Annotated in this window: 13 protein-coding genes and 2 tRNA genes; 14 read left to right on the top strand and 1 reads right to left on the bottom strand. The window is 51.2% G+C overall.

Annotation, left to right across the window (positions count from 1 at the left end; all coding sequences use genetic code 11):
* Positions 1–43 precede the first annotated feature (43 nt).
* The 11 genes from folP (at position 44) to rpsO (ending at position 10,024) form a co-directional block, all read left to right on the top strand.
* A complete protein-coding gene (folP, locus tag BZG14_RS05740) occupies positions 44–895 on the top strand; it encodes a dihydropteroate synthase (RefSeq protein ID WP_158011730.1) in 852 nt (283 codons plus the stop codon).
* Entirely contained in the window at positions 895–2,232 is a 1,338-nt protein-coding gene (glmM, locus tag BZG14_RS05735) for a phosphoglucosamine mutase (RefSeq protein WP_077458691.1), read from the top strand. Before folP ends, glmM begins: the two co-directional genes overlap by 1 nt.
* Positions 2,233–2,409: 177 nt before the next feature.
* Positions 2,410–2,748, top strand: a complete 339-nt coding sequence (gene secG, locus BZG14_RS05730) for a preprotein translocase subunit SecG (RefSeq protein WP_077608208.1) — start codon at positions 2,410–2,412, stop codon at positions 2,746–2,748.
* 7 nt (positions 2,749–2,755) lie between these two features.
* Positions 2,756–2,841 (top strand) — tRNA-Leu (locus BZG14_RS05725).
* A gap of 63 nt (positions 2,842–2,904) precedes the next feature.
* Positions 2,905–2,981: transfer RNA gene (locus tag BZG14_RS05720), tRNA-Met, on the top strand.
* A 476-nt stretch (positions 2,982–3,457) separates the two neighbouring features.
* Complete coding sequence (gene rimP / locus BZG14_RS05715; protein ID WP_069362134.1) at positions 3,458–3,913, top strand: ribosome maturation factor RimP; 456 nt, start codon at positions 3,458–3,460, stop codon at positions 3,911–3,913.
* A 21-nt stretch (positions 3,914–3,934) separates the two neighbouring features.
* Positions 3,935–5,422 carry a transcription termination factor NusA gene (nusA, locus tag BZG14_RS05710; RefSeq protein ID WP_069362135.1) on the top strand — a complete coding sequence of 496 codons (1,488 nt, stop codon included), beginning with the start codon at positions 3,935–3,937 and terminating at the stop codon, positions 5,420–5,422.
* A 21-nt stretch (positions 5,423–5,443) separates the two neighbouring features.
* Positions 5,444–8,161, top strand: a complete 2,718-nt coding sequence (gene infB, locus BZG14_RS05705) for a translation initiation factor IF-2 (protein WP_077458689.1) — start codon at positions 5,444–5,446, stop codon at positions 8,159–8,161.
* A gap of 86 nt (positions 8,162–8,247) precedes the next feature.
* Entirely contained in the window at positions 8,248–8,640 is a 393-nt protein-coding gene (gene rbfA, locus BZG14_RS05700; RefSeq protein ID WP_046075120.1) for a 30S ribosome-binding factor RbfA, read from the top strand.
* A 3-nt stretch (positions 8,641–8,643) separates the two neighbouring features.
* Positions 8,644–9,600: a tRNA pseudouridine(55) synthase TruB gene (gene truB, locus BZG14_RS05695; protein WP_077486709.1), complete on the top strand. Its 957-nt coding sequence runs from the start codon at positions 8,644–8,646 to the stop codon at positions 9,598–9,600.
* A gap of 154 nt (positions 9,601–9,754) precedes the next feature.
* Positions 9,755–10,024: a 30S ribosomal protein S15 gene (gene rpsO, locus BZG14_RS05690; RefSeq protein WP_046075122.1), complete on the top strand. Its 270-nt coding sequence runs from the start codon at positions 9,755–9,757 to the stop codon at positions 10,022–10,024.
* Between the two features lie 138 nt (positions 10,025–10,162).
* On the opposite strand, the gene metE is transcribed toward rpsO, so the two are convergent.
* Positions 10,163–12,433: a 5-methyltetrahydropteroyltriglutamate--homocysteine S-methyltransferase gene (gene metE, locus BZG14_RS05685; protein ID WP_077608207.1), complete on the bottom strand. Its 2,271-nt coding sequence runs from the start codon at positions 12,431–12,433 to the stop codon at positions 10,163–10,165.
* Between the two features lie 101 nt (positions 12,434–12,534).
* Between metE and BZG14_RS05680 the strand changes: the two genes are divergently transcribed.
* The 3 genes from BZG14_RS05680 to BZG14_RS05670 form a co-directional block, all read left to right on the top strand.
* Positions 12,535–13,221 carry a LysR substrate-binding domain-containing protein gene (locus BZG14_RS05680; protein WP_108743523.1) on the top strand — a complete coding sequence of 229 codons (687 nt, stop codon included), beginning with the start codon at positions 12,535–12,537 and terminating at the stop codon, positions 13,219–13,221.
* Positions 13,214–13,630, top strand: coding sequence for a LysR substrate-binding domain-containing protein (locus BZG14_RS05675; protein WP_158011729.1), 417 nt, complete (start codon positions 13,214–13,216; stop codon positions 13,628–13,630). The genes BZG14_RS05680 and BZG14_RS05675 overlap by 8 nt, the downstream gene beginning before the upstream one ends.
* A gap of 243 nt (positions 13,631–13,873) precedes the next feature.
* Positions 13,874–15,059 (top strand): Ig-like domain-containing protein (locus tag BZG14_RS05670; RefSeq protein ID WP_131825166.1); only part of this gene is annotated, 1,186 nt, incomplete at its 3' end.

Raw genomic sequence — 15,059 nt, 5'->3', positions numbered from 1 at the left:
CCCCGATACGTCGGGGTTTTTTTGATCGTGCTCGGAAAAACGCATGCAAATAACACACAATAACCTCACACTCTCTCTGACCCGCCCCGTCATCATGGGGGTCTTAAACGTCACGCCAGATTCCTTTTCCGATGGCGGCCAATTTCAGCACTGTGATAAAGCGGTCGAACGTGCGATGCAGATGCTCGCAGACGGCGCCACCATTCTCGATATTGGTGGCGAGTCGACGCGCCCAGGTGCGGCCGATGTCGATGAGCAAGACGAGATTGATCGTGTTGTTCCCGTCATTGAAGCGATTCGTGAGCAATCTGATTGTTGGATTTCAATTGATACCAGTAAAGCAGCCGTCATGCGTGCCGCAGTCAATGCGGGTGCCAATCTCATTAATGATGTGCGCGCATTACAAGCGCCTGGGGCGTTGGAAGCGGCAGCGGATCTGCAAGTGCCTGTGTGCATCATGCACATGCAAGGACAGCCACGAACAATGCAAGCGGCCCCTGACTACCAAGATGTCGTTGGTGAGGTGAAAACGTTTTTAGCGGCACGTATCGACGCCTGCACTGAGGCGGGGATCCATCGACAGAATATCATTCTGGATCCTGGCTTTGGTTTTGGTAAGACGTTGGCGCATAACTATCAGCTTCTTGCTGACCTCGATGCTTTTCATGACTTTGGATTACCTGTATTAGCAGGCATGTCACGCAAGTCAATGATTTATAGAATGTTAGATAAAACGCCGCAGGATATTCTGGGCGGTAGCCTTGCCTGTGCCACCTTAGCCGCGGCGAAAGGCGCACAGATCATTCGCGTCCATGATGTGAAAGAAACCGCTGATGCGCTCAAGGTGGTCGCCATGACAGCGTGCGTAAAAAATGAATTAGGAGAAGAAAAATAATGACAGAGCGTAAGTATTTTGGCACCGATGGTGTGCGCGGCAAGGTGGGCGAATTTCCCATTACGCCGGAATTTATGCTAAAGCTTGGCTGGGCCGCAGGTCGCGTATTGTCGCAACAAGGCACGCGTAAGGTGCTGATTGGTAAAGACACGCGTATTTCTGGTTATATGTTAGAGTCGGCGCTCGAGTCAGGGCTGTCTGCGGCGGGATTGGAAGCGGCCTTTACCGGCCCTATGCCGACACCTGCGATTGCTTACTTAACCCAAACGTTCCGCGCGGAAGCCGGGATTGTGATTTCGGCCTCGCATAACCCGCATTACGATAACGGGATTAAGTTTTTCTCCTCCGAGGGCACGAAACTGGCTGATGAGGTTGAGTTAGCGATTGAAGCTGAGCTAGAAAAAACACTGACTTGTGTCGAGTCGGCGGAGTTAGGTAAAGCCAGCCGCATTAACGACGCGGCCGGGCGTTACATCGAATTCTGTAAAGGCACCTTCCCCAGCGCGTTGAGCCTGAGTGGGTTAAAAATTGTGCTCGATTGCGCCCATGGTGCCACCTATCACATTGCGCCTTCGGTATTTCGTGAGCTGGGTGCGGAGGTGACCACCATTGGCTGTGCCCCTAACGGCACCAATATTAACGATGAGGTGGGAGCCACGGACGTCCGTGCGTTACAAAAACACGTCCTCGAGCAAAAAGCCGATTTAGGCATTGCTTTTGACGGGGATGGAGACCGCGTCATCATGGTGGATCACCTTGGCAATAAAGTCGACGGCGACCAGATTGCATATATTATCGCCCGCGAGAGCCTTCGTCGTGGTGAATTAAAAGGCGGCGTGGTTGGTACATTGATGACCAACATGGGGATGGAGCTTGCACTTCAGTCTCTCGGTATTCCGTTTGCACGCGCCAAAGTGGGCGACCGTTATGTGATGGAGCTGCTGCAAGAGAAAGGGTGGCGGATCGGTGCCGAAAACTCCGGTCACGTCATTGTGCTGGATAAAGTCACGACCGGCGATGGCATTGTCGCTGCACTACAAGTGTTGGCGAGCATCGCCGCGACGGGCATGGATCTAAAAGCGTTGAGTGACGGGATGACCTTGTTGCCTCAGGTATTAGAGAACGTCCGTTTTAGTGGCACGGTTGACCCGTTACAAAGCGAGCCGGTGCTGGCAGCGAAAGCCAATGTCGAGCAAAAGCTGGGCGAGCAAGGGCGTGTACTGTTACGTAAATCCGGGACAGAACCTTTGATTCGAGTGATGGTTGAGGGACCGGATACCGACAAGGTTCACGCTTATGCGCTTGAAATCGCAGAGGCTGTGAAGGCGAATTGTTGATAACCGTCGAGCGGGTGGTCATAGATTGCGCAAACGGCGTCGAAATCAAGGTTTTTTGCAATTTCCTCTTGTTTCGTCACCGCGCTTTCGCTAGTATTCACCCGCTCCCAACGAAGGGGGCTGCGCTGGCTGAGAAGTAACACTGCCGGCTCAACAACCTGGAGCATAGGTGGAACCATGTACGAAATTCTACTTGTGATTTATCTGTTGGCCGCAATCGGTGTAATTGGCCTGGTTCTGGTTCAGCAAGGTAAAGGCGCAGATATGGGAGCCTCGTTCGGGGCTGGAGCATCAAATACAGTATTTGGCTCTGGCGGCTCTGGAAACTTTTTAACCCGAATGACAACCGGTTTTGCAATTGCATTCTTTGCGTTAAGTTTGGTGCTGGGTAACCTCACTGCACACAAACCTGAAGCAAAAGGCAGTTTTGAAGATTTAAGCGAGCCTGCTACACAACAGCAAGCGACGCCAGAAGAGGACGAAATCCCTGTTGATAACAGTGAGATCCCTCAGTAAAAATTGAGCCGAGGTGGTGGAATTGGTAGACACGCTATCTTGAGGGGGTAGTGCCTTATAGGCGTGCGGGTTCAAGTCCCGCTCTCGGCACCAAGTTCAAAAAGGGCATCAGCTTGCACCTTTGTTGCAAAAAGCGATATAATAATCGCAATCGGACGCGGGATGGAGCAGTTTGGTAGCTCGTCGGGCTCATAACCCGAAGGTCGGCGGTTCAAATCCGTCTCCCGCAACCAATTTTAGGTTGGTGAAGCGACATATCAGGTTGAGTTAATCAACACGACCTCCGGTCGGCGCCGTTGCATGGCACGATAAAATCCGCTTCTCGCAACCAATTTTAGGTTGGTGAAGCGATAAAGTCCGCTTCCGCAACCGAATTTAAGTTTGTTGTTTAAATAACGGCTAAACTGAATAACGCGTCAGCGTTTCTTGTCAAAGCCACGCTGACCGGGCTAGCCATGTGCTAGCCTTTTTGCCCTCGGGGGCAGCACAAAGCGGACCAATAAGCCTTTGTGTAGAGAGTTACTCTCTCGTTATTGCTGAGATGATTCCGACACCAGCGATAACGGCTATGCTAGCGACTTATGTTGATAGCATGGCATCAGGGTCCAGTTACATTAAACCCCGATCTTCGGGGTTTTTTGTTATCTGAAGAAGACCATTCGGATAGTAACTGGGCTTTTAAGCCCTTTTTTTATTTCTGGGGTTTGGAATGACAGGATTAGAGAAACAACTGACTGAACTTTTGGCCGCGCCGGTTGAGGCGTTGGACTATGAGTTGGTTGGGCTTGAATTTGTTCGAGCTGGCCAGCATTCAACATTGCGTATTTTTATTGACCATGAAAATGGCATTACCGTCGACGATTGTGCCGACGTGAGCCGTCAGGTCAGTGCCGTGTTGGATGTAGAAGACCCAATCACAGTGGCTTATAACCTTGAGGTGTCATCACCTGGGGTTGACCGTCCACTGTTCACCGCTGATCATTATCAGCAATTCATCGGGCATGAAGTGAACATCGTGCTGAAAATGGCTATGCAAAACCGCCGTAAGTGGAAAGGAGAAATTCTTTCTGTCGATGGCGATACCATCACGGTTCGCGTTGACGGCCAAGATGAGGCGTTTGCCTTGAGTAATATCGCCAAAGCAAACCTGGTTCCTTCATTTTAAGAGTAAATGAGGCATTAGTAGATGAATAAAGAAATCTTGGCTGTTGTCGAAGCGGTCTCAAACGAAAAAGCCGTTCCCCGTGAGCGTATTTTTGAGGCACTAGAAACCGCACTGGCAACGGCAACTAAAAAGAAGTACGAAGCCGACATTGATGTACGTATCGCCATTGATCGCAAGTCCGGTGAATTCGATACATTCCGCCGTTGGCTCGTGGTTGATGAAGTCACCCAGCCGACGCGTGAAATTACGTTAGAAGCGGCACAATACGAAGACGAGACCCTAGAGTTGGGCGGTTACGTTGAAGATCAGATTGAATCTGTTGCCTTTGACCGTATTACCACCCAAACCGCTAAACAAGTGATCGTACAAAAAGTCCGTGAAGCTGAGCGTGCACAAGTGGTTGAGCAGTTCATGGACAACGAAGGTGAGCTGGTAACCGGTGTGGTTAAGAAGGTGAACCGCGATGTGATCATCGTTGATTTGGGTAACAACGCGGAAGCGGCTATCCAGCGCGACGATCAGCTGCCTCGTGAAAACTTCCGTCCAGGCGACCGTGTACGTGGCTTGCTGTATGCCGTCCGTCCAGAGGCGCGCGGTTTCCAGCTGTTTATGACCCGCTCAAAGCCGGAAATGCTCAGCGAGCTATTCCGCATTGAAGTGCCAGAAATTGGCGAAGAAATGATTGAGCTGATGGGCGCGGCGCGTGATCCAGCGTCGCGGGCGAAAATTGCGGTTAAAACCAACGACAAGCGTATTGACCCTGTTGGCGCCTGTGTCGGTATGCGTGGTGCACGTGTGCAAGCCGTATCGACCGAGCTAGGTGGCGAGCGCATTGACATCGTGCTTTGGGACGATAACCCTGCACAATTTGTGATCAATGCCATGGCACCGGCCGACGTAGCCTCTATCATCGTCGATGAAGACACGCACTCCATGGATATCGCTGTCGCGGCGGATAACTTGGCGCAAGCCATTGGTCGTAATGGTCAAAACGTTCGTTTGGCGTCTCAACTAACCGGTTGGGAACTGAACGTGATGACAGTTGAAGATCTACAGAAAAAGCACCAAGAAGAAGCGCAAGCCTCCGTCGAGTTGTTTGTGAAATACCTCGATATTGACGAAGACTTTGCCGAAACCTTGGTAGAAGAAGGGTTTACCACCCTTGAAGAAGTGGCCTATGTGCCAACCAGCGAAATGCTCGAAATCGATGGTCTAGACGAAGACACCGTCGAGATTTTGCGCGCACGTGCCAAAGAAGCGTTGACCACCATAGCGCTGGCACAAGAAGAGTCGCTGGGAGACGTTGAACCTGCCGAAGATTTACTGGCTCTCGATGGTCTTTCTCGTGAAATGGCCTTTAAACTCGCCGCTAAAGGCGTGAAGACCTTGGAAGATCTGGCTGATCAAGGCACTGACGATCTGTTAGATATTGACGGATTAGACGAAACCAGTGCGGGCGAGCTAATTATGGCCGCACGTAATATCTGCTGGTTCAGCGACGAAGCGTAAAGACGGCAAAGGAGGAGCAGAATGTCAGAGGTTACAGTACATACGCTGGCGAAGGAAATTGATACGCCAGTCGATCGTCTGCTGAAGCAGTTTAAAGAAGCTGGTATGCAAAAGTCGGCTGACGATCAGGTAAGCCAAGATGAGAAACAAGCTTTGCTCGCGCATTTAAAGCGTGAGCACGGTGATAACGGCAATGCTCCGACGCGTCTGACGCTTCAGCGCAAGAAACGTAGCACACTGAGCGTGTCAGGGGCTGGCGGAAAGAACAAAGATGTCCAAGTTGAGGTGCGTAAGAAGCGTACCTATGTGAAGCGTAGCGAGCTTGAAGAGCAAAAGACAGCGCAAGAAGCGGAAGAGCAAGCGAAACGCGAAGCCGAAGAAAAAGCGCGTCTAGAAGCGGAAGAGCAAGCGAAACGCGAAGCAGAAGAGAAAGCCAAGCGTGAGGCGGAAGAAAAAGCCAAACGTGAAGCAGAAGAGAAAGCCAAACGCGAAGCCGAAGAAAAAGCTAAGCGTGAAGCCAAGCCGCAAGCGCAACCGAAAACTGAGCAGTCTACAGAAAACGCAGCGGATACTGCTGCAGCTCAAACTGCTGATGCGCAAGCGAAGAAAGAAGCTGATGAACTTAAGCGTCGCCAGGAAGAGGAAGCCAAGCGTAAAGCTGAAGAAGAAAGTCAGCGGCAGTTAGAAGAGGCACGCAAAATGGCAGAAGCAAACCAAGAACGCTGGTCAGATCAAGACAAAGCACTTAATACCATGGAGGCGGCTGATCACCATACAGTCACTTCCGAGTACGCCCGTGAGGCAGAAGACGAGGCGGATCGTCGCGAAGAAAGCGCGGCGCCACGTCGTAAGAAAAAGAAAAAGGCCAATGCAGCCGAAGATAAAACCACTCGTGGCCGTCGTGGCAAAGGTGGGAAAGGCAAAGGCCGCATGGCTAAGCCATCATCGATGCAGCATGGCTTTAAAAAGCCAGCGCAGAAAGTAAACCGTGAAGTTGAAATCGGCGAAACCATCACCGTAGCGGAGCTGGCCAACAAGATGGCTGTCAAAGGCGCCGAAGTCATCAAAACCATGATGAAAATGGGTGCGATGGCGACGATTAACCAAGTGATCGACCAAGAAACCGCGCAACTAGTGGCGGAAGAAATGGGCCACAAGGTTATCCTACGTAAAGAGAACGAGCTGGAAGAGGCTGTACTCTCGGATCGTGATAGCGATGCACCCGTCGCACCACGTGCGCCGGTGGTAACTATCATGGGTCACGTTGACCACGGTAAAACCTCGCTGCTTGACTACATCCGTAAAGCGCACGTTGCGACGGGCGAAGCGGGCGGTATTACCCAGCATATCGGTGCGTATCACGTACAAACCGACAATGGCATGATCACCTTCTTAGATACCCCTGGACACGCCGCGTTTACCGCGATGCGTGCACGTGGTGCGGGTGCAACGGATATCGTTGTCTTGGTGGTTGCCGCTGATGATGGCGTGATGCCACAAACCAAAGAAGCGATTCAACACGCGAAAGCGGCCGGTGTGCCTTTGATTGTGGCCGTCAACAAGATGGATAAAGAAGGCGCTAACCCTGACAGCGTGAAAAACGAACTCGCACAGTATGACGTTATCCCAGAAGAATGGGGTGGTGAAAACATCTTCGTGCATGTGTCGGCGAAACAAGGCCAGAACATTGATGGCTTGCTTGAGTCTATCTTGCTGCAATCAGAAGTGCTTGAACTGAAAGCGGTTGAGCAAGGCATGGCGCGCGGTGTGGTAGTTGAATCACGTCTTGATAAAGGCCGCGGTCCTGTCGCGACAGTACTGGTTCAAGAAGGTACCTTGAACAAAGGTGATATCGTTCTGTGTGGCTTGGAATATGGCCGTGTTCGTGCGATGCGTGATGAGAATGGCCAAGACGTAGAGCATGCGGGGCCGTCAATTCCGGTTGAGATCCTCGGTCTGTCTGGTGTGCCAGCAGCCGGTGACGAAGCCACGGTTGTGCGTGACGAGAAGAAAGCCCGTGAAGTGGCGCTTTATCGTCAAGGCAAGTTCCGTGACGTGAAACTGGCACGTCAGCAAAAAGCCAAACTGGAGAACATGTTCTCGAACATGGCTGAAGGTGAAGTGGCTGAGCTGAATATCGTGCTGAAAGCGGACGTTCAAGGCTCTGTCGAAGCAATTGCAGATTCACTGGTGAAACTGTCAACAGACGAAGTGAAAGTGAAGATCGTCGGCTCAGGTGTCGGTGGTATCACTGAAACTGACGCCGTCTTGGCCGCTGCGTCTAATGCGATCATTTGTGGCTTTAACGTCCGTGCGGATGCGGCGGCGCGTAAGACCATTGAAAATGAAAGCTTGGATCTGCGCTACTACTCTGTCATCTACACCATGATTGATGAAGTGAAACAAGCGATGAGCGGTATGCTTGCGCCTGAGTTCAAACAAGAAATCATCGGTCTGGCAGAAGTACGCGATGTCTTCAAATCACCGAAACTGGGCGCCATTGCCGGGTGTCAGGTTTCTGAAGGTGTGATTAAGCGTAACAACCCAATCCGTGTACTACGTGAAAACGTGGTTATCTACGAGGGTGAGCTAGAATCACTGCGTCGTTTCAAAGATGATGTCAACGAAGTGAAGAAAGGCTACGAATGTGGTATCGGCGTGAAGAACTACAATGACGTTCGCGTGGGAGACCAAATCGAAGTCTATGAAACGGTTGAAATTCAGCGCTCAATCGACTGATTAAGCGTATAAATCAACCAGGTTGTTTGGATACACCGTGGGGGGAGGCGCATGCGCTTACCCCCATTTTATTGAGAGAAAAGAAAATGGGTAAAGATTTTAGCCGCACAGACCGCGTCGCCCATCAGCTGCAAAAAGAAATTGCACTGATACTGCAGCGCGAAATCAAGGATCCGCGCATTGGCATGGTCACTGTCTCTGACGTTCAGATTTCACGTGATCTGGCGTACGCGAAGGTTTTCGTCACGTTTTTAACCGTTGACGAGCAAGCCCCTACCGAGAGCCTAAAGGCGCTGAACGAAGCCAGTGGCTACATTCGTTCATTGGTTGGCAAGGCGATTCGTTTGCGTGTGACCCCTGAGCTGACGTTTGTTTTTGATGAGTCACTCACTGAGGGAATTCGAATTTCCAACTTGGTAAGCAAAGCGGTGCGCAGCGATGATGAGCGCCGTGGTGAAGATGACAAAGGTGAGGAGTAACAGATGGCGCGTCGTCAACGTCGTCGAGGTCGCCCCGTTGATGGGATTATCCTGCTCGATAAGCCCACGGGCATGACCTCTAATGATGCCTTACAAAAAGTAAAACGTATCTTTTTTGCCGAAAAAGCAGGCCATACAGGTGCGCTTGATCCGCTCGCAACCGGTATGCTGCCTATTTGCCTGGGCGAAGCCACCAAATTCTCCCAGTTTTTGCTCGATTCTGATAAGCGTTATCGCGTGGTCGCAAAGCTGGGTGAGCGCACGAACACCTCTGACGCCGATGGCGACGTGGTAGAAACCCGAGACGTGAAAGTTAACCTAGGCTTACTCGAGCGTTGTATTGCTAAGTTTCGTGGTGAAACCCAGCAAATTCCTTCTATGTTCTCGGCGCTGAAATACCAAGGTAAGCCTTTGTATGAATATGCGCGTCAAGGTATCGAGGTGCCACGTGAAGCGCGTACCATCAAGGTGTATCAGATTGAATTGCTGCGCTTTGAAGGTGATGAGATTGAAATGGAAGTGCATTGCTCTAAGGGCACTTATATTCGCACTATCGTCGATGATCTGGGTGAAATGTTGGGCTGTGGCGCGCATGTGACGGCCTTACGTCGTACTGGCGTATCAGCCTACCCAACGCGCCAGATGGTGACGCTTGAGCAACTGGAAAGCTTGTTGAATGAAGCCAGAGAGCAAGAGATCCAGCCCAAGCAGCTGCTCGATCCTTTGTTGCTGCCCCTCGATACCGCGGTGCAAGATCTACGTGAAATTAACTTGCTGCCGGTGATGGCCAGCTATGCATTGCAAGGGCAAGCGGTTCAAGTGCCCAATGCWCCYACGAGTGGTTTTGTTCGCTTAACKGCCGGCGATGAGCGTCACTTCATTGGTGTGGGAGAAATCGACGCCGATGGTTTGGTCGCCCCGCGTCGTTTGGTGGCCAGTCGCCAGCCTGAAGCGCGCTAAAAAACCGACGCTTCGGCGCGTGTTTTTACAGGAAAAGCGGCGTGGATAGATTGCTACCTTAGACGAAAGTCAGTAGAATACGCGCCTTCGGGCACCGGCTGAATCAGAGATTGGCTGGTGCATGATAATCACACACTCTTATTAGGAGAGCATTATGTCTCTGACTGCAGAAGCAAAAGCACAAATCGTTGCTGATTTTGGTAAAACTGAGAACGATACGGGTTCACCAGAAGTTCAAATCGCCCTTTTGACCGCATCAATCAACGATCTGCAATCGCACTTCGCTGAGCACAAAGGTGACCACCACAGCCGTCGTGGCCTGCTACGCATGGTTTCACGTCGTCGTAAGCTGCTGGACTACCTGAAAAAGAACAACGTTGACCGTTACTTGGACGTTATCAAGCGTCTAGGCATCCGTCGCTAAGATTCTGGAGAGAAGGGAGCTCAGGCTCCCTTTTCTTTTGCGCTAAAAAAATGCGCCACAGGACGAGTCCGTGGCGCATTTTTTATTTGGCGGTATGTCGACTACTCGCTTTGATAACGCAGTGTCACTGACGCAGTGTCACTGACGAAGTGCTTTCGCCGCTGCAACCATGTTYTCTAATGCCGGGATCACTTCATCCCATTGGCGCGTTTTTAGGCCGCAATCTGGGTTTACCCACAACCTTTCTTCCGGAATACGGGCGGCGGCTTTTTCCATTAACCCAACAATTTGCGCTTGGCTTGGCGTATTGGGAGAATGAATATCGTAAACGCCTGGGCCAATGTCATTGGGATAGTCAAAGTGATCAAATGCGTCCAACAGTTCCATATCCGAGCGCGAGGTCTCTATGGTGATCACGTCGGCGTCCATATCCGCGATGGATGCGATGATATCGTTAAACTCGGAATAACACATATGGGTATGGATTTGCGTCTCGTCACTCACACCGTTGGCGGCAATTTTAAACGCGTTGATTGCCCAATCGAGGTAATTTTGCCACTCACTGCGACGCAAAGGTAAACCTTCACGCAGCGCCGCTTCATCTATTTGAATGATTTGAGTGCCAGCTTTCTCAAGATCCTGCACTTCTTGGCGGATCGCCAGCGCCAGTTGGTTACAGGTCTGTGATCGTGGCTGATCGTCACGCACAAATGACCAATTAAGAATGGTGACCGGTCCGGTAAGCATGCCTTTCAGCGGCTTATCAGTCAGAGATTGCGCGTACTGGGTCCATTCCACCGTCATCGCTTTTGGACGTTCAATATCACCAAACAAAATCGGCGGCTTCACGCAGCGAGAGCCATACGATTGCACCCAGCCAAACTGACTGAACACATACCCATCCAGCTGTTCGCCAAAGTACTCCACCATATCATTACGCTCAGCCTCGCCATGCACTAACACATCGAGCCCTAACGCTTCTTGCTTTTCCACCGCATGGGCAATCTCTTTGCGCATAATGTCCTGATAGGTCACCGCATCAATCTCGCCTTTTTTGTATTGCAAGCGTGTTTGGCGAATGGTGCTGGTCTGCGGGAATGATCCTATAGTGGTGGTTGGGAAACGCGGTAATTGGAGCTGCTCGTGTTGCAAGCGAATGCGCTCTGCAAACGGACGCTGCCGTGTCCCTAATTGTGGTGTAATTGCTGCTAATGCGGCTTGCACCTTAGGGTTGTGTACACGTGGTGATTGCTGACGGCTTTCGATTGCCTCACGGTTATTGTCCAGCGCGGGCTGAACGGTTTGACGGCCGTGATTAAGGGCGCGCGCGAGTACATCCAGCTCCTCGAGTTTTTGATACGCAAAGGCGAGCCAGTTTTTTACCTCAGGGTCGAGCTTTTGTTCGCTCGCCAAATCGACCGGCACATGAAGCAAAGAGCAAGACGGCGCGAGCCAGAGGCGATCCCCCAAAGATTGATGAATCGGTTCGAGCCATTCTAACGTGGCATCAAGGTTAGTTTTCCAAACATTACGACCGTTGATTATACCCAGAGATAGGACGTGTTGATCGCTAAGCGCTTCACGGTATGCATCCACATCCCCTCGGCCACGAATAGCATCTAGGTGCCAGCCGTCAACGGGCAACGATTGCGCCAATGGACGATTTTCAGCTTGCTCGCCGAAGTAGCTCGCCAGCAATAACTTGACCTTGGTTTGGCTTAATGCACGATACGCGGTTTTTAGCGCCGTCTGCCATTCAGGCGCGAGCTCCGTGACCAAGATCGGTTCATCGATTTGGACCCACTCAACGCCTTTTTCTGCCAGCTTGCTCAGTAAGGTTTGATACACGGGTAAGAGCCTATCGAGCAGATCCAGTTTGTTCGATGCATCTTTTTCTTTGCCCAGCCAAAGGTAAGTCACGGGGCCGACTAAAACTGGCTTGGTGTTTATACCGGTTATTTTGGCTTCTTCTATTTGCGTCAATAGATTTTCAGCATGAAGACTAAACGTTGTTTGCGCGGTAAATTCTGGCACGATGTAGTGATAATTGGTATCGAACCATTTGGTCATCTCACCGGCATGCACGCACTGGCAAGCACTATCGTTTGCCGAGCGGCCACGAGCGACGCGGAAGTAGTTATCCAGGGTGTTATCTTGATGATCAGCCACACGGTCAGGGACATTGCCGACTAAAAAGCTGGTGTCGAGCACATGGTCATAAAATGAAAAGTCGCCAACGGGAGCGATGTCGAGTTCACTTTGTTGTTGCCAGTGACTGCGGCGCAGATCTTTCGCAAGATCGGTTAAGTCTTGTTGGGATGATTCGCCACGCCAGTAACGCTCGAGTGCAAATTTAAGTTCGCGCTGGGCGCCGATACGTGGAAAGCCGAGATTATGAGTTTTAGCCATCTATACGTCCTCCTTTGAGTTGAGTTCAGCATAGGGGTTTCTCGTTATGAACTAAAATGGCATTATTTCATCAATCAATGAATTTTAGTCATGGAATGGACATGTTAGAACGTCACCACCTTCATATTTTGCGTGCAATAAAAGAGCAGGGATCACTGACCGCGGCGGCAGAGACGCTTCATCTCACCCAATCTGCCATTAGCCATGCGATGAAAAAGCTAGAAAGCCAGCTCGGGATTAGCTTGTGGCAAAAATCCGGACGGCAGCTTCATTTCACGCGAGCGGGTGAGTACTTGCTTACGCTGTCTGAGCGCATGCTTCCTCAGTTCGAACACGCTGAACAGCAACTTAAACAATTTGCACAAGGCCAGCGTGGCACACTGCGCATTGGTATGGAGTGTCACCCTTGTTATCAGTGGTTGCTTAAGGTGGTTGAGCCTTTCTTACATCAATGGCCGGATGTGGATGTTGACGTCAAACAAAAGTTCCAATTCGGTGGTTTGGGCGCATTGTTTGGCCATGAGATTGATGTGCTCGTCACGCCCGATCCCTTACTTAAACCAGGCATCGAATACGTATCCGTGTTTGATTACGAACAGGTGCTGGTGGTGAGCGGACGAAGTGCACTCGCGGCGTTTGACCATGTTGATCCTGAGCAAGTAACACAGGAAGTGCTGATTACCTACCCTGTTGATCAATCGCGTTTAGATGTCTTTACCCAGTTTTTGGCGCCGGCGCACTGTGCAACCGCGCAAACACAAAACCATAGAATACGTATCCGTGTTTGATTACGAACAGGTGCTGGTGGTGAGCGGACGAAGTGCACTCGCGGCGTTTGACCATGTTGATCCTGAGCAAGTAACACAGGAAGTGCTGATTACCTACCCTGTTGATCAATCGCGTTTAGATGTCTTTACCCAGTTTTTGGCGCCGGCGCACTGTGCACCGCGCAAACACAAAACCATAGAAACAACCGATATCATGCTGCAAATGGTTGCCGCTGAGCGCGGGATCGCGGCACTCCCCAAATGGCTGGCAAAAGAGTACCAACAACGACTAAACCTTCATATCCTTCGTATAGGCCAACAAGGTATTCATAAGTCGATCCATTTGGGTGTACGTGAGGGACAAAGAGATGATTACATCCAAGACTTCATCGAAAAAGCCAGTTCAACCGTCATGCAGCGATGTGACTAAGAGATAAAACACTCAATCCCGTTAATAGTGACATTTAAGCGCATACTTCAAGTGCATGGTCTATGGGTGTAGTTTGGCGCCGTTTCAAACACCGATCTATAATTACGTATTGTCTCAATGTTGAGCCGTACAAAGTGCACATTTCGGAGTAAAAATGCTTTCGAAGACGTCTAATTCCTTAGATAACGCAAGTGATAGACTTTGAATGCRCCTCACATTTTTTATGGATAAAGAGTCCCGGTTATGAAATCAATCTCGCTCTCTCGCAATGTAAACGTCGAAAGTATCCAGGGAGATGGTGTACTGCTTGTCAATGGCACGCCAATGACAGTGACCGAAGGCACGTCCTTTCCGTCTGGAACCGAGCTGGTTCTGCCAGATAACAGTGAGGCTGTTATTGTACTCAGCGACGGAACGTTACTCGCCGTTGAGGCTCAGGGAGAGCAGCCCGGCGCCGTGCTCGATGGATTGCCGCAAGATGTTCAAGATGAAATAGCCGAGACTCAGCAACAAATCCTTGACGGTGAAGCCGAGATTCAGCAACAAATCCTTGACGGTGAAGGCGAGATCACCATTCAAGAAGATCAGGCGTCGGCTGCGGGGCAAGATGCGACCGGAAGTGGCTCGTGGAGCTATGTCAACATTGCGCGTGATGGAAGCGAGACCATCTCAAGCTCTGGATTTGATTCTGACTCGATTGCTAACAACGCAGGCGCGATTGGCACTAACCAAGAAGACGGCTTTGGACGCTTCGTTGATGCAACGGCACCCAACGCGCCAGGTGTGACCATCCTCAATGACGCAAACAATGACGGTGTGATTAGCAGCCAAGAAATTGGCGACGGTATTCGTGTCTCTATCGATTTAACGGGTACCAACGCTAATCCAGGTGATGTGTTAACCGTGAATGGACAAACCTTCATCCTGACAGACGACAATATTACCGACGGCTCTGTCGTCCTGACCCTCCCTGATACTCCCGCAGACGGAGAAACCCTCACCGTAGACGCCACCATTACCGACACCTCCGGCAACACCTCCGCGCCGGGGAGTGATCAAGCTGAGGTTGATACTAGCGCCGAGGCCGGCACGGTCAGCGTGAACAACATCACCAGCGATGACGAGATCAACGCGCAAGAAGCGGGCGAGACCATCACGGTCACCGGCAGCGCGAGCGGCGGCGACATCGCCGAAGGCGATACCGTTGCGATGACCATCAACGGCGAAGACTACACCACCACCGTGGATGAAAACGGCGAGTGGAGCGTGGACGTGGCCGGCAGCGACCTGGCGGCGGACACCGAGTTCGAGGTGGTCGTGAGCTCGTCGGATGACGCGGGCAATACGGTAGAGAGCACTGGCTCATCAGAGCATACGGTGAATACCCAAGCTGGTAGCATCAGCATTGCCGATATCACTGGGGAACAAC

Source organism: Salinivibrio sp. IB282 (assembly GCF_001995685.1).
In the GTDB taxonomy this organism is placed as follows: Bacteria; Pseudomonadota; Gammaproteobacteria; order Enterobacterales; family Vibrionaceae; genus Salinivibrio; species Salinivibrio kushneri.
The sequence above is the reverse complement of the archived record's forward strand: the minus strand, read 5'-3'. Positions and strand labels throughout refer to the sequence as shown.

Excerpts from the sequence above, each read along its gene's own strand:
- folP (WP_158011730.1), top strand. The coding sequence starts at position 44 with ATGCAAATAACACACAATAACCTCACACTCTCTCTGACCCGCCCCGTC.
- glmM (WP_077458691.1), top strand. The coding sequence starts at position 895 with ATGACAGAGCGTAAGTATTTTGGCACCGATGGTGTGCGCGGCAAGGTG.
- secG (WP_077608208.1), top strand. The coding sequence starts at position 2,410 with ATGTACGAAATTCTACTTGTGATTTATCTGTTGGCCGCAATCGGTGTA.
- rimP (WP_069362134.1), top strand. The coding sequence starts at position 3,458 with ATGACAGGATTAGAGAAACAACTGACTGAACTTTTGGCCGCGCCGGTT.
- nusA (WP_069362135.1), top strand. The coding sequence starts at position 3,935 with ATGAATAAAGAAATCTTGGCTGTTGTCGAAGCGGTCTCAAACGAAAAA.
- infB (WP_077458689.1), top strand. The coding sequence starts at position 5,444 with ATGTCAGAGGTTACAGTACATACGCTGGCGAAGGAAATTGATACGCCA.
- rbfA (WP_046075120.1), top strand. The coding sequence starts at position 8,248 with ATGGGTAAAGATTTTAGCCGCACAGACCGCGTCGCCCATCAGCTGCAA.
- rpsO (WP_046075122.1), top strand. The coding sequence starts at position 9,755 with ATGTCTCTGACTGCAGAAGCAAAAGCACAAATCGTTGCTGATTTTGGT.
- BZG14_RS05680 (WP_108743523.1), top strand. The coding sequence starts at position 12,535 with ATGTTAGAACGTCACCACCTTCATATTTTGCGTGCAATAAAAGAGCAG.